11 protein-coding genes are annotated in these 13,848 nt (G+C 73.9%); 5 read left to right on the top strand and 6 right to left on the bottom strand.

Annotation, left to right across the window (positions count from 1 at the left end):
- Positions 1–130 precede the first annotated feature (130 nt).
- Positions 131–931, top strand: coding sequence for a sugar phosphate isomerase/epimerase family protein (locus IE94_RS0106955; RefSeq protein ID WP_030179782.1), 801 nt, complete (start codon positions 131–133; stop codon positions 929–931).
- Here IE94_RS0106955 and IE94_RS0106960 read toward each other — a convergent pair.
- Both IE94_RS0106960 and IE94_RS0106965 read right to left on the bottom strand, forming a co-directional pair.
- Positions 915–1,562 (bottom strand): GNAT family N-acetyltransferase, encoded by a 648-nt coding sequence (locus tag IE94_RS0106960; protein WP_030179784.1) that lies wholly within the window; start codon positions 1,560–1,562, stop codon positions 915–917. The two genes, IE94_RS0106955 and IE94_RS0106960, sit on opposite strands and share 17 nt — an antisense overlap.
- Positions 1,559–2,497, bottom strand: a complete 939-nt coding sequence (locus IE94_RS0106965) for an EamA family transporter (protein WP_030179789.1) — start codon at positions 2,495–2,497, stop codon at positions 1,559–1,561. Before IE94_RS0106965 ends, IE94_RS0106960 begins: the two co-directional genes overlap by 4 nt.
- Positions 2,498–2,631: 134 nt before the next feature.
- Here IE94_RS0106965 and IE94_RS0106970 point away from each other — a divergent pair, with 134 nt between their 5' ends.
- The 3 genes from IE94_RS0106970 to IE94_RS0106980 all read left to right on the top strand — a co-directional run bounded on the left by IE94_RS0106970 (position 2,632) and on the right by IE94_RS0106980 (position 6,440).
- Entirely contained in the window at positions 2,632–3,573 is a 942-nt protein-coding gene (locus tag IE94_RS0106970; RefSeq protein ID WP_030179790.1) for a LysR family transcriptional regulator, read from the top strand.
- A gap of 225 nt (positions 3,574–3,798) precedes the next feature.
- A complete protein-coding gene (locus IE94_RS0106975) occupies positions 3,799–5,646 on the top strand; it encodes a glycoside hydrolase family 3 protein (RefSeq protein ID WP_030179791.1) in 1,848 nt (615 codons plus the stop codon).
- Positions 5,647–5,798: 152 nt separating this feature from the next.
- On the top strand, positions 5,799–6,440 hold the full coding sequence (locus tag IE94_RS0106980) for a hypothetical protein (RefSeq protein WP_030179792.1): 642 nt from the start codon (positions 5,799–5,801) through the stop codon (positions 6,438–6,440).
- 37 nt (positions 6,441–6,477) lie between these two features.
- Here the strand turns inward: IE94_RS0106980 and IE94_RS0106985 are convergent, their stop codons facing one another.
- The 4 genes from IE94_RS0106985 to IE94_RS0107000 all read right to left on the bottom strand — a co-directional run bounded on the left by IE94_RS0106985 (position 6,478) and on the right by IE94_RS0107000 (position 13,307).
- Positions 6,478–7,902, bottom strand: coding sequence for a S28 family serine protease (locus tag IE94_RS0106985; RefSeq protein WP_030179795.1), 1,425 nt, complete (start codon positions 7,900–7,902; stop codon positions 6,478–6,480).
- A 64-nt stretch (positions 7,903–7,966) separates the two neighbouring features.
- The gene (locus tag IE94_RS0106990) at positions 7,967–8,359 is read right to left on the bottom strand and encodes a hypothetical protein (RefSeq protein ID WP_030179797.1); all 393 of its coding nucleotides are present in this window, start codon (positions 8,357–8,359) and stop codon (positions 7,967–7,969) included.
- An 84-nt stretch (positions 8,360–8,443) separates the two neighbouring features.
- The gene (locus tag IE94_RS0106995) at positions 8,444–12,184 is read right to left on the bottom strand and encodes an ABC transporter ATP-binding protein (RefSeq protein ID WP_030179799.1); all 3,741 of its coding nucleotides are present in this window, start codon (positions 12,182–12,184) and stop codon (positions 8,444–8,446) included.
- Between the two features lie 100 nt (positions 12,185–12,284).
- Complete coding sequence (locus IE94_RS0107000; protein ID WP_030179801.1) at positions 12,285–13,307, bottom strand: esterase-like activity of phytase family protein; 1,023 nt, start codon at positions 13,305–13,307, stop codon at positions 12,285–12,287.
- Positions 13,308–13,397: 90 nt separating this feature from the next.
- On the opposite strand from IE94_RS0107000, the gene IE94_RS0107005 reads away from it, so the two are divergent.
- Positions 13,398–13,772 (top strand): hypothetical protein, encoded by a 375-nt coding sequence (locus IE94_RS0107005; RefSeq protein ID WP_030179803.1) that lies wholly within the window; start codon positions 13,398–13,400, stop codon positions 13,770–13,772.
- Positions 13,773–13,848 lie beyond the last annotated feature (76 nt).

Raw genomic sequence — 13,848 nt, forward strand, 5'->3', positions numbered from 1 at the left:
GACCGGACACGCCGGATGCACCGCCCGCGTCCACAGGCGGCGGGGGGACGGGGCGGGGGACGGGGGACGGGCCGGATTCACCGCCCGCGTCGGCGGGTGAAGGCGGTGATCGCGGGTACGCTCCGTGGGCATGAAGCTGGCGTTCTCCACTCTCGGTGTTCCCGGACTGCCCCTGGCCGACGTGCTGGGGCTCGCGACCGCGCACGGCTACCACGGTGTCGAGTTGCGCGCCCACCCGGAGGAACCGGTCCACCCGGGCCTGGGTCCGGACGAACGGGCCGCGGTGGCCGCCGAGTTCAAGGCGGCCGGCGTCGAGCCGCTGGGGGTCGCGGGGTACGCGCGGGTCGCCGCGCCCGGTGCCGACGAGGCCGTGATCGCCGAGGTGCGCGGCCTGCTCGACCTCGCCCGTGATCTGGGCGCCCCCTACGTCCGGGTCTTCCCCGGCGGCGGCACCGAGCAGAGCGCCGAGGAGGCCGACGCGGTGGCCGCGCGGCGGCTGGGCACGGCCGCCGAGTACGCCGCCGAGCTGGGCGTGCGCATCCTGCTGGAGACCCACGACTCGCACCGTACGGGCGCCGACGCGATGCGCGTCCTCGGGCTGGTGGGGCACCGGCAGGTGGGCGCCCTGTGGGACGTGATGCACACCTGGCTGGGCGGGGAGCAGCCCTCCGACACGTATGCGGCGCTCTCCCCGCACCTGGGCTACGTCCAGGTCAAGGACATCGCCTCCGCCGAGGACACCACCCCGCTGCCGCTGGGCACCGGGGTGCTGCCGCTCACCGAGGTGGTGGACGTGCTGTCCCGGCACGGCTGGGAGGGCTGGCTGTGCTGGGAGTACGAGAAGCGGTGGTACGAGTCGGCGGCGCCGCTGCCCGGGCTGCTGGGGCAGGGCCGCAAGCACCTGGCCCGGCTGCTCACGGACGCGGCGTGAGGGCGGGCGGCACCGCAGCGGACCGCACCCGGTGCTCCAGCCGCTCCCGGCACCCGGGCCACTCCGCCGCCGTGATCGAGTAGATCGCGGAGTCGCGCAGCCGGCCCTCCTCGCCCGGCACGTAGGAGCGGGACCAGTTGCGCAGGACGCCCTCGAGGCGGGCGCCGGTCTTCTCGATCGCGGCGCGGGAGCGCCCGTTGCGGGCGTCGGTCTTGAGGTCGACGCGGCAGACGCCCCAGACCTCGAAGGCGTGGCGGAACAGCAGCAGCTTGGCCTCGGCGTTGACGCCCGTGCCCTGGGTGGACCGGGCCAGCCAGGTGAAGCCGACCTCGACGGCGTCGAGCGCGTCGTCGCCGAGCCAGGAGCGGGGTTCCCAGTAGGCGGTGGCGCCGACCGCGCGGCCGGTGGCGAGGGAGACCTGCGCGTAGGGCGCGAGCCGTCCGGTGGCCGCCGTGGCCAGGTGGGCGTCGATGTAGGAGCCGACCTCGCCGGGCGCCGGCACGGAGGTGAAGCCGTAGGTGTCGCGGTCCTCCTCCGCCGCCACCGCCAGGTCGGCCGCGTGCTGATGGCCCAGCGGCTCCAGTCGTACCAGCGTGCCTTCGAGGACCGGGGCGTTCAGAGTGAATGTCACCGGACGGATTCTTCAGCCGGCACGGGGGGCCGTCCAGCGAATTGCGGGGAGGTGCGGACGGTCACCCCCGGCACGCGCCGGCGGGCGGGGCCGAACGTGGTCAGTGCCACGCCGCCCACCAGCAGGGCCGCCGCGCACCAGCGCAGGGGTGTCACCGACTCGCCGAGGAAGAGGGCCGCCGACGACATGCCGAAGACCGGGACCAGGAGGGAGAACGGCGCGACCGTCGAGGCGGGGTGACGGCGCAGCAGCCAGCCCCAGGCGCCGAAGCCGAAGACGGTCGAGACCCAGGCGACGAAGAGGATCGTGCCCGTCCCCTGCCAGTCCAGGGCGCGCAGGGCCGCGAGGTCCTCGGCGGGGCCCTCGGTGAGCAGGGAGAGGGCCAGCAGGGGCAGCACGGGGACGGTGGAGACCCACACCATGAAGTTCAGCGCGTCGGGCGGGGACGCCTTGCGGGTCAGGACGTTGGACACGCCCCACGCCGCCGCCGCGCCGACGACCATCAGGAACGCGCCGAGGGGTCCCGAGGTGCCCTCGTCGAGCGCCGCCACGCCGATGCCGACCAGCGCGACCAGCATGCCGAGGGCCTGGACGCGGGAGGGGCGTTCCCGTAGGACCGCGGCGGCGATCACCGCGGTGAACACCGCCTGGATCTGAAGGACGAGGGAGGACAGGCCGGCCGGCATGCCCGCGTCCATGCCCACGAAGACCAGCCCGAACTTGGCCACGCCGAGGACCAGTCCCACGGCCACGATCCACTTCCAGGCCACCTTGGGGCGGCCCACCAGGAAGACGGCGGGCAGCGCGGCCGCCAGGAAGCGCAGGGCGGAGAACAGGAGCGGCGGGAAGTGGTCGAGGCCGATCTCGATGACCGTGAAGTTCACGCCCCAGACGGCGGCCACGAGCACGGCGAGGAGGAGGTGGGAAGGTCGCATGCGTCGAGGGTCGGCCGGAAGGACCGTGCAGCACCAGCGATGATTGCTGCATGGTTGGATGAAGCATCACTGAATTGTTGCCGCCGCCCGCCCTCTCATACCGTCGCCCGCCCCTCCTACCCCCGGGAGCCGTCATGCTCGACCTCCAGCGTCTGCGCGCCCTGCACGCCGTGTCCGTGCACGGGACGGTCGGGGCGGCGGCCGCCGCGCTCGGTTTCACCCCCTCCGCCGTGTCGCAGCAGATCGCCAAGCTGGAGCGGGAGACCAGGACGGTGCTGCTGGAGCGGGAGGGGCGCGGGGTGCGGCTCACCGACGAGGCATGGCATCTGGTCGGCGTGGCGGGTGAGTTGCTGGCCCTGGTGGAGCGGGCGGAGACCCGGCTGGAGGAGCGGCGCGGGGTGCCGTCGGGGCGGCTGACCATCGCCGCGTTCGCGTCGGCGGCGCGCGGGCTGCTGCCGTTGGTGCTGGCCGACCTGGCGGTACGCCACCCGGCGTTGGACGCGCGGCTCACGGAGGTCGACCCGCACCTGTCCGTGGACCTGGTGGCCAAGGGGGCGGTCGATCTGGTGGTGGCGCACGACTGGGACATCGCCCCGCTGCCGGCGCCGGCCGGGGTGGAGCAGGCGCCGATCGGGGAGGACCTGTGCGACCTGCTGGTGCCCGAGGGGCACCGGTTCGCGGGGCGGGCGGCGGTGCGGCGGGACGAGCTGGGCGGGGAGCGGTGGATCTGCCAGCCGCCCGGGCGGGTCTGCCACGACTGGCTGCTGCGGACGCTGCGGGGTGCCGGGCACGAGCCGGACATCGTCCACCAGGCGGACGAGAACCCGACGCTCGTCGCGCTGGTCGCCGCCGGTCTCGGCGTCGCCCTCATCCCCCGCCTGGGACGGGGCCCGCTGCCGCCCGGCGTGGTGGAGGTCCCCCTCGACCCGATGCCGGTACGGCGCCTGTACGCCCTGTGGCGCACGGGCGCGGCCCGCCGCCCGGCCATCGCGGAAACGGTCCGCACCCTGCGCACCCACTGGCCGGCCGCCGCGTCCCACACCACCGCGCCGCTCCGGCCCGCCGCCGGAGCCTGACCGGCCCCCGGCCCCGCGCCGGGGGTGGCGTCGCCCCGTGGTGCCGGGCTTGCCGGGGCCGTTTCGGGGAGCCTCGGCGGGCCGGGTGTCGCCGTCGGTGCGGCTCCGCCGGGGGGCGCAGCTCGCGTCGGGCGACTCCTGTGCGGTCCCTTGACTGGCAGAAACTTCCCGGATATTGGTGACTCCTTGGCAGTTTCCTTCACCAGCCCTCCGGAAGGAGCGCACGTGCACCACAGCAGCACGGCCGGCACGGGAAGCACCGCACAGCCCTCCAGACGTACCGTCCTGGCCGCCACGGCGGTCGTCACCGCGGCCCTCGCGGCCGGGGGCGGCACGGCGTACGCCGACGCACGCAGGCCCGACGACGACAAGCTCCGTGGCCTGATCTCCCGCATGACGCTGGAGGAGAAGGTCGGCCAGCTCTTCGTCATGCGGGTCTACGGCCACTCCGCCACCGACCCCGACCAGGCCGACATCGACGCCAACCTCAAGGAGATCGGCGTCCGCACCGCGGCCGAGCTGGTCGCCAGGTACCGGGTCGGCGGCATCATCTACTTCGCCTGGGCGCACAACACCCGCGACCCGCACCAGATCGCCGACCTGTCCAACGGCATCCAGAAGGCCTCCCTGGAGCAGCCGCGCGGTCTGCCCGTGCTCATCTCCACCGACCAGGAGCACGGCATAGTGGCCCGCGTGGGCGCGCCCGCCACCCTCTTCCCCGGCGCGATGGCCGTCGGGGCCGGCGGGTCGCGGTCCGACGCCCGCACCCTCGGCCGGCTCGCGGGCGCCGAGCTGCACGCCCTGGGCATCCGCCAGGACTACTCCCCCGTGGCCGACGTCAACGTCAACCCGGCCAACCCCGTGATCGGCGTACGGTCCTTCGGCGCCGAGCCGGCGGCCGTGGCGGGGCTGGTGGCCGCCGAGGTGACGGGGTACCAGCAGTCCGGCGTCGCCGCGTGCGCCAAGCACTTCCCGGGGCACGGGGACACCGCCACCGACAGCCACACCGGCTTCCCGGTCATCACGCACAGCCGCGAGCAGTGGGAGGAGCTGGACGCGCCGCCCTTCCGCGCCGCGATCGGGGCCGGCATCGACGCGATCATGACCGCGCACCTGATGGTCCCCGCGCTCGATGACTCCGGCGACCCGGCCACCCTCTCCCGCCCCATCCTCACCGGCATCCTGCGCGAGGAGCTGGGCTACGACGGGGTCGTGGTCACCGACTCCCTCGGCATGGAGGGCGTGCGGACGAAGTACGGCGACGAGCGGGTGCCGGTGCTGGCGCTGAAGGCGGGGGTCGACCAGCTGCTCAACCCGCCCGACCTGCCGCTCGCCTGGAACGCCGTCCTGACCGCCGTACGGGAGGGCGAGCTGACCGAGGCGCGGCTCGACGAATCGATCCTGCGCGTGCTGCGGCTGAAGGCCAAACTGGGGCTGTTCCAGGAGGCGTACACCAGCCGCCGGGACGTCGACCGGATCGTCGGCACCCGGGCGCACCTGGCCGCGGCCGACCGGATCGCCGAGCGGACCACCACGCTGCTGGTCAACGAGGGCGGCCTGCTGCCGCTCTCGCGCCGGGAGCACCGCAGGCTGCTGGTGGTGGGCGCCGACCCCGCCTCGCCGTCGGGCACGACCGGGCCGCCCACCGGCGTGCTCGCGGGCGCGCTGACGGAGCTGGGCTTCTCGGCCACCGCCCTGTCCACCGGCACCGCGCCCTCCGCCGCCGCGATCGACGGCGCCGTGGCGGCGGCCGGGGACGCCGACGCGGTGGTCGTCGCCACGTACAACGTGACCGCGGGCAGCGGCCAACGCACCCTGGTCACGCGGCTGCTGGAGACCGGGAAGCCGGTCGTCGCGGTCGCCGTCCGCAATCCCTACGACGTCGCCCAGCTGCCCGGCGTCCCCGCCTTCCTCGCCGCCTACTCCTGGACCGACGTGGAGGTGCGGGCGGCGGCCCGGGTGATCGCCGGGCGGGTGCGGCCGCGCGGGAAGCTGCCGGTGCCGGTGGTGCGGGCGGACGCGCCGGACACGGTGCTCCTGCCGGTCGGGCACGGGCTGACCTATCGGTCCTAGCCGGGGGTCGCGGGCCGGTCGCCGCCGGTCGTAGCGCGGTCCACGACACGCGCCGGGGGCGCTTCGGGCGCCCGTGCCCGAAGCCTCCCGCGCGTCTGGCGTGCGCCCGCTTTGGCGGGCCACGCTGGACCGGGGGATCCGGGGGGACGGCGATGCCTGAGCGAGGGACCGCGGGGGTGCACGCCCTGCTGTGCGCCGTGCTGCTTTCCGTGCTGTGTGCCGGGGTCCAGACGGGCTGCCACGGTCCGTCGGGCGAGGGCGGGGTGACGGATTCCGCGGCGGCCGGGGCGCGGCCGTCCGAGGCCGGATCGGTGTTCCTGGCGGTCGGCGAGTGCAGCTCGTTCGGCGCCGTCGACCCGACCGAGGTGCCCTGCGACAGCGCGCGGGCGGCGGCGAGGGTGGTGGCCCGGGAGGACGGCCGCGCGAGCGACGGCCCGCCGTGCCCCGCGACCACCGACTTCGTCCTGCACATCAGCGAGCGGCGGCCGTCCGCCGACGAGGACGGCGACGGGACCGTGCCCCGCGGTTACGCCTGCATGCGCGGGCTCCGGCCGCCGCACCCCGGGGACCCCGGCGGCGGGGGCGGCCCGCGCACGATCGTCGGCGACTGTGTCCGCGAGACCGGCGGCGGCAGGGTCCGCGAGACCGTGTGCGACGACGGGAGCGGCAGCGGGCGCGAACCGCGGTTCAAGGTGGTCGACGCGGTCGCCGACCGGGCGGACTGCCCCGCCTCGACCGGTCTGTACGTCCGGATCGGCGGCGAGCGCCCGGTGGGCTGTGCCCGGCCGCTGTGAACGGCCGGGCACGGTCACCGCGGCGCGGCGGACGCCGCTACGGGCGCAGCGCCGGCTCGCGTTCGACGTCCCGCTTGTCCAGCTTGGCGTCGAACGCCGCCAGCGGCCTGGCCGCCGACGGGCTCTCCCGCACCTCGGCGGAGGCGACGCCCGCCCACTCCAGGATGCGGGCCGTGGCCCGGGCCTTCTGGTCGGGCACCAGACCGGCCACGTTGGCACCGTGGTTCATGCCGGGCGCGGTCATGACGTAGGAGTCGCGCGCGCCGTGGCCGAGCCGGAAGGGCTCGGCACCCCACGGGTCGTTCTCGCCGTACACGAACAGCATGTGCCGGGCGTGGTGCTTCACCCAGGTGTCGACGTCCCGCATCGCCCGCGGCTCGAACTTCATCGGGATCGAGCGGGGCACGAAGTTGCGCGGCGGCTGGTAGCCGTAGCGGATGTACTTCTTCTCGATGTGCGGGAAGTTGATCGTCGGCGCGCCCAGCTGGGTGCCCGCCTGGTAGTAGTACGGCGTGTAGGTCTCAAGGCCCTGGTCGGTGTAGGCGGAGAAGCCGGAGATCGTGTCGACGGAGTCCCAGATCGCCTCGTCGGTGGCGTTCTCGGCGTCGGCCGGGATGTCCGCGCAGTCGGCGAGGGTGCTGTACTGCCAGAAGCCCCACACGTAGTCGAGGACGACGGCCTCGTAGGCGCGGTCGAGGCTGCCGATGGTGTCGAAGGTGTAGCCGTTCCCGGCCGCGTAGGCCGCGTACTTCTGCTCCAGCGGAGCCCGGCGCACCAGCGCCTCGCGCTGCACCCCGTTCAGCCTGTCGCGGCACTCCTCGGTGCCGACCCGGGCGAAGAAGCGGTCGTAGGCCGAGTCCTCGTTGTTCACCACGTCGTTGGGGGCGACGTAGGCGACGACGCCGTCCATGTCACGCGGGTAGAAGCGCTCGTAGTAGGTGGCGGTCATGCCGCCCTTGGAGCCGCCGGTGGAGATCCAGTTCTGCGGGTAGAGCGGCTTCAGGGCCTCGAAGATGCGGTGCTGGTCGCTGGCGGCCTGCCAGATGTCCAGCTTGGACCAGTCGGCCGGGGCGGGCCGGGACGGCGTGAAGTAGCGGTACTCCATGGAGACCTGGTTGCCGTCCACGATCTGGGTCGGCTCGCGCCGGCCGGGGTTCGTGGAGACGTTGTAGCCGCCGGTGTAGAAGACCGTCGGCCGGTTCACGTCCTTGTGCAGCACGGTGATCCGCTGCTGGAACGTGCCCCTGGACGGGTGCCGGTGGTCCACCGGCTGGGTGTAGTTGAGGACGAAGAAGCGGTAGCCGGTGTACGGCTTCTCCTCGATCAGGCTCATGCCCGGTACGGACAGCAGCCGGTCCTTGATGTCGACGGCCTTCGGCTCGGCGGCGGTGGCCGCCCCCGCCGTGCTGACGGTGCCTATGAGCACCACCAGCGCCAGCAGCCATCTGAGCGCCTTGCGCATGCACCCTCCCTGTGAAACCGGTGTCCGCCGGAAGCTATCGGAGCAACTCCCGCGAGCACCAGGGTCAGCAGAGGATCCACCCGGAGCTGACCGAGGACCCGGACACCCTGCCGGTCACCCACACGCAGCGTTTCCCGGCGTGCACGGTCACCGGTCCGGCGAGGTGGGCGAAGCGGCCCGAGTCCACCACCGCCCGGCCGCCGCGGGCCCGTACGCCCACGGACATCTGCCGCTTCGTACCGGCCTTCCTGGGGACGGTGACGGCGCAGACGTAGCCGCCGCGCTTGTGGACGAGGACGGATCCGGTGCTGAAGTGGAGGGTGCGGACCTTGCGGCCGGCGCACCCCGTGGCCGCCTGCGCCTCCTGCGGCATCGCGACGGCGAGCAGCGCGGTGGCGCTCAGCACGGCCGTGCCGAGCGCCAGCCGACGGCGCGTTGCGGAACCGGCCCGGCCCACTGGCGGTCCCCTTCCCTGGGGCGATCACTGACGACGTACGGATGTACGGACGCAGGACACGTGTCGCACGGTTGCGCGAACGCGTCAGTGCAGCGCGCCGACCGGCTCCTCGGGCTCGGACGCGCCGGTGAAGGTCCGCCACAGCCGCGCGTACCGCCCGTCGAGGGCCAGCAGTTCGTCGTGCGTGCCGTCCTCGGCGACCCGCCCGCCGTCCATGACGACGACCCGGTCCGCGCGGGCGGCCGTGGTCAGCCGGTGCGCGACGACGAGCGTGGTACGGCGTCCCGCGACGCGGTCGGTGGCCTGGTTGACCTGCGCCTCGGTGGCCAGGTCCAGGGCCGCCGTGGCCTCGTCGAGCAGCAGCACGTCCGGGTCGACCAGCTCGGCGCGGGCCAGCGCGATCAACTGGCGCTGCCCGGCGGAGAGGTTGCGGCCCCGCTCGGCGACCTCGTGCAGGTAGCCGCCGCTGAGCGTGGCGATCATCTCGTGCGCGCCGACCGCCCGCGCCGCCGCCTCCACCTCGGCGTCGGTGGCGTCCGGACGGCCGTAGGCGATGGCGTCCCGGACGGTGCCGGGGAAGAGGTACGCCTCCTGCGGGACGACGCCCAGGCGGTGCCGGTAGGAGGTGAGGTCGAGGCCGCGCAGGTCCTGCCCGTCGACGGTGACCCGGCCGCCGGTCGGGTCGTAGAACCGGGCCACCAGCTTCACCAGCGTCGACTTGCCGGCGCCGGTCTCGCCGACGAAGGCGACGGTCTGCCCGGCCGGGATGCGCAGGTCGATGCCGGTGAGTGCGGCCTCCGCGTCGTCGCCGCCGCCGTAGCTGAAGCGCACGTCCTCGAAGGCGATCTCGCCGCGCAGTTCGGTGACCTCGGCCGGCTTGTCGGCGGCCCGGGTCGAGGTCGGCTCCCGCAGCAGTTCCTGGATGCGGCCCAGCGACACGGACGCCTGCTGGTAGCCGTCGAAGACCTGGGAGAGCTGCTGGACCGGGGCGAAGAACAGGTCGATGTAGAGCAGGTACGCCACCAGCGCTCCGGTCGTCAGCGTGGCGTCGTCGATCCGCCCGCCGCCCACGACCAGCACGGCCGCGGCGGCGGCCGACGACAGCAGCTGCACGAACGGGAAGTAGACCGAGATCAGCCACTGGCCGCGGATGCGGGCCTGCCGGTAGCTGTCGCTGCGCTCGGCGAACCGCCGTCCGCCGTCCCGCTCGCGCCGGAAGGCCTGCACGATCCGCAGCCCGGCCACGGACTCCTGGAGGTCGGCGTTGACCGTGGACACCCGCTCGCGGGCGAGTTCGTAGGCCTTCACGCTGGCCCGACGGAAGAAGTAGGTGGCGACGACCAGCGGCGGCAGGGTGATGAAGACGATCAGCGCGAGCTGCACGTCGATCACCAGCAGGGCGACCATGATGCCGAAGAAGGTGACGACCGAGACGAAGGCGGTGACGAGTCCCGTCTGCAGGAACGTCGACAGCGCGTCCACGTCCGTCGTCATCCGGGTCATGATCCGGCCGGTCAGCTCGCGCTCGTAGTAGTCGAGGCCGAGCCGCTGGAGCTGGGCGAAGATCTTCAGGCGGAGCGCGTACAGGATCCGCTCGCCGGTCCGGCCGGTCATCCGGATCTCGCCGGTCTGCGCCGCCCACTGGGCCAGGACGGCGAGCAGTCCGAGCAGCGAGGACGCCCAGACCGCGCCGAGGGCGACCCGGGTGACGCCGTCGTCGATGCCGTTGCGGATCAGCACCGGCAGCAGCAGGCCCATGCCCGCGTCCACGGCCACCAGGGCGAGGCTGATCAGCAGCGGCGCGCGGAAGCCGCGCAGCAGACGCCGCAGGCCGTACGACGACTCGGGCCGCACGGCCCGTGCCTCGTCGATGTCCGGGGTGCCGTCGGCCGGGGGCAGCGCGTCGACCTGGGCGAGCAGCTCGGGGGTGGCCGGGGTGCCGGCCAGCGCGGTGTCCTTGGGCGTGCGGTCGCCGGTCCACAGCCGGGGCGTGACCCCGCGCTCGGCGTCGAACTCGGCGTCCAGCTCGTCCCGTACGGAGGTGTCCTCGGCCTTCAGGGCGGGACGGACGTGGCCCGGCGACACCCCGCCCAGCTCGTCGGGGTCGGTGAGCAGCCGCCGGTAGAGGGCGGAGCGCTCCTGGAGCTCCTCGTGGGTGCCGACGTCGGCGAGGCGGCCCCGGTCGAGGACGGCGATGCGGTCGGCGAGGCCCAGGGTGGAGCGGCGGTGGGCGATCAGGAGGGTGGTGCGGCCCCGCATGACCTGCTTCAGCGCCTCGTGGATCTCGTGCTCCACCCGGGCGTCCACGGCGGACGTGGCGTCGTCGAGGACGAGCAGCCGGGGGTCGGTGAGGATCGCCCGGGCGAGCGCGACGCGCTGGCGCTGGCCGCCGGAGAGGGTCAGTCCGTGCTCGCCGACGGCCGTGTCGTAGCCCTCGGGCAGCTCGGTGATGAACCCGTGGGCCTGCGCGGCCCGCGCGGCGGTCTCGATCTCCTCGTCGGTGGCGTCCGGGCGGCCGTAGGCGATGTTGGCGCGGACGGTGTCGGAGAAGAGGAAGGAGTCCTCGGGCACCAGGCCGACGGCGGCCCTGAGCGAGTCGAGGGTCAGTTCGCGCACGTCGTGGCCGCCGACCAGGACGGCGCCGCGCGTCACGTCGTAGAAGCGCGGCAGGAGCAGCGAGACGGTGGACTTGCCGGAGCCGGAGGAGCCGACGACGGCGAGGGTCTCCCCGGCGCGGATCTCGAAGGAGAGGCCGTCCAGGACGGGCCGCGGCTCCCCCTCGCCGGTGTCGTAGCCGAAGGCGACGTCGTCGAACTCGACGGTGGCGGGCGCGTTCGCCGGCAGGGTCCTGGTGCCGTCCTCGATGGCCGGCTCGGTGTCGATCAGCTCCAGGACGCGCTCGGTGCCGGCGCGGGCCTGCTGGGCGACGGTGAGCACCACGGCGAGCATGCGGACCGGGCCGACCAGCTGGGCGAGGTAGGTGGAGAAGGCGACGAAGGTGCCGAGGGTGATGTGCCCGCCCACGGCCAGCCAGCCGCCGAGGGCGAGCATGGCGACCTGTCCGAGCGCGGGTACGGACTGGAGGGCCGGGGTGTAGGTGGCGTTCAGCTTGATCGTGCGCAGCCGCCCGGCGAAGAGCCTGCGTCCGACCTCCCGGAGTTTCCCGGTCTCCTGCTCCTCCTGCCCGAAGCCCTTCACCACGCGCACACCGCTCACCGAGCCGTCGACCACCCCGGCGACGGCGGCGGCCTGCGCCTGGGCGTACCAGGTGGCGGGGTGCAGCCGGGTGCGGCTGCGCCGGGCGATGAACCACAGGGCGGGGGCGACGGCCAGCGCGACCAGGGTGAGCGGCAGCGACAGCCACGCCATGATCACCAGGGATATCAGGAAGAGCAGGACGTTCCCGATGGTCATCGGGAGCATGAAGAGCAGGCCCTGGATCAGCTGGAGGTCGCTGGTCGCCCGCCCGACCACCTGCCCCGTGGACAGCTCGTCCTGCCGCCGGCCGTCGAGCCGGGTGATCGTCCCGTACATGTCGGTGCGCAGGTCGTGCTGGACGTCGAGGGCGAGCCGGCCGCCGTAGTAGCGGCGGATGTAGGTCAGGACGTAGACGACGAGCGCGGCACCGACGAGCAGTCCGGCCCAGACGGCCATGTCCCGGGACTTGTCGCCGATCACGTCGTCGATGATGACCTTGGTGATCAGCGGCACGAACGCCATGACGGCCATGCCGCCCAGCGAGGCCCCGAGGGCGAGGACGACGTCCTTGGGATACCGCCAGGCGTAGCCCGCCAGTCGTCGCACCCAGCCCCGCTGCGCTTCCACGCCGTGCCCTCCGGTCGGTCGTCCTGCTCACCTGATCTACCGGAAGGCACCAACGCCCGCGAGCGGGGATTTCATCCCGCCGCAACAATCGGCCGGGTGGTCAGACGCGCACGCGGAGCCTGAGGAAGCGGGTGGTCTGTACGGCGTTCTGGTTGTCGTCGCTGACGACGAGGACGTCCGTACGCCCGCCGGAGCGGCCGGTCACGGCCATCCCCTCGAAGTTGTCGAGGAGGGGGTTGGGCTGGGGCTGCCGGGCCGTGGCGCCGAGGTCGGGGCAGTCGGCGAGGTCGGCGAGGAGCCGCTTGTGGAGTGCGGTGCCGCGGCCGGGCCGGTCGGCCAGGTGGAGGCGGACGGTGTTGCCGACGCCGGCGGTGAAGCCGCGCTCCAGGACCAGGAGCCGCCCCTCGGGGGTCGCGGTGACCTCGGAGACGCCGAGGCCGGGGTCGGTCCGGTAGGTGTAGCGGGCCCCGGGCCGGAAGTCGCCGTGCCGCGTCCGCTGCCAGGTCTGGAAGCGGACCAGGTCGGCGGGGTCGCCGTCGAGCGGGTACTCCATGGAGGCGAGCAGGGTGTGCCCGCCGGGAAGGAGCGTGAGCCCCTCGAAGCTGCCGTTGGCCCGGGCCCCGCCCGCGGGTGCGGTGCGCAGGTCGTCCGGCACGGGCAGGCGGCCGAGCAGCTCGCCGGTCGGGGAGTAGCGGCGGACGGACGGCTCGGTCTCGGAGGAGACGAGGAACGTGCCGTCCCGGTCGGCGACCAGGCCCTCGGAGTCGAGCGCGGCGCCCTTCTCGTCGGCGAGCGTGACCACACCGCGCGGCTCCAGGGTCCGCGCGTCCAGCCGGAACAGCTCCGACCGGTCGGAGAGGGCGGAGAGGCCGGCCAGGGTGCCGCGCCGGGCGGGCGGCGCGAGGGCGGAGAGGTTGCCGACGTAGGTGCCGTCGTACGTCGTCTTGTCGAGGGCGTCGAAGAAGCCGGAGAGGGAGACGGAGGGCGAGCAGGCGTTCGCCGGGGGCCGCTGCCGCGCGGGCTGCTGCGCGGCGGTGGCCGGTACGGCGGCGGTCAGGCAGCCGGCCGCGGTGAGGCTCGCGGTGAGGGCGGCGAGGGCGGTACGGAAGGTTCTCGGGCGCATGCCGGTCACCCTAGGGCGGGGGGATGGACGGGAGTTGACCGCTTTTCGAAAGCTGGGATGCGGGGGCGTCCGGCTGGCAAGTAATGCCTCATGCCAGAGCAGAGGGAAAGCGGTCAGAGGCTGGCCGGGCGGCTGTACGCGACGCTGCGGGTGCTCAAGTTCATCGCGGATCCCGGCGGCAGTCCCAAGCCGACCGTGCGGGACGAGTTCAAGGACAAGGACAGTCCGCGCAGGCGCATCCAGGCCCTGAAGCTCGACCTCTTCGAGGACCTGGTGACCGCCGTCCAGAAGGGCCGGCACGCGGCGGCGATGGCCGAGGTGTTCGGTGCGATGCCGGCCATGGTGCCGTTGAAGGAGGGCGATCTGGGACACAACCTCGGGGTGCGCGAACTGGCCGAGTTCAACGCGGGGTACCGCGCCCAGCTGACGGTCCTCAAGGAGGCGCTGCCCCGGCTGCTCGGCTGACCACAGCGCCGCGCGGGCGGGCGGCGGGGCCCGGACGGCAGGGCCCGGGCGGCGGCTCCTCCCTCGGACGTGGGCG

The organism is Streptomyces violaceorubidus, assembly GCF_000717995.1.
GTDB lineage: Bacteria > Actinomycetota > Actinomycetes > Streptomycetales > Streptomycetaceae > Streptomyces > Streptomyces violaceorubidus.

Excerpts from the sequence above, each read along its gene's own strand:
- IE94_RS0106955 (WP_030179782.1), top strand. The coding sequence starts at position 131 with ATGAAGCTGGCGTTCTCCACTCTCGGTGTTCCCGGACTGCCCCTGGCC.
- IE94_RS0106965 (WP_030179789.1), bottom strand. The coding sequence starts at position 2,497 with ATGCGACCTTCCCACCTCCTCCTCGCCGTGCTCGTGGCCGCCGTCTGG.
- IE94_RS0106970 (WP_030179790.1), top strand. The coding sequence starts at position 2,632 with ATGCTCGACCTCCAGCGTCTGCGCGCCCTGCACGCCGTGTCCGTGCAC.
- IE94_RS0106980 (WP_030179792.1), top strand. The coding sequence starts at position 5,799 with ATGCCTGAGCGAGGGACCGCGGGGGTGCACGCCCTGCTGTGCGCCGTG.
- IE94_RS0106985 (WP_030179795.1), bottom strand. The coding sequence starts at position 7,902 with ATGCGCAAGGCGCTCAGATGGCTGCTGGCGCTGGTGGTGCTCATAGGC.
- IE94_RS0107000 (WP_030179801.1), bottom strand. The coding sequence starts at position 13,307 with ATGCGCCCGAGAACCTTCCGTACCGCCCTCGCCGCCCTCACCGCGAGC.
- IE94_RS0107005 (WP_030179803.1), top strand. The coding sequence starts at position 13,398 with ATGCCAGAGCAGAGGGAAAGCGGTCAGAGGCTGGCCGGGCGGCTGTAC.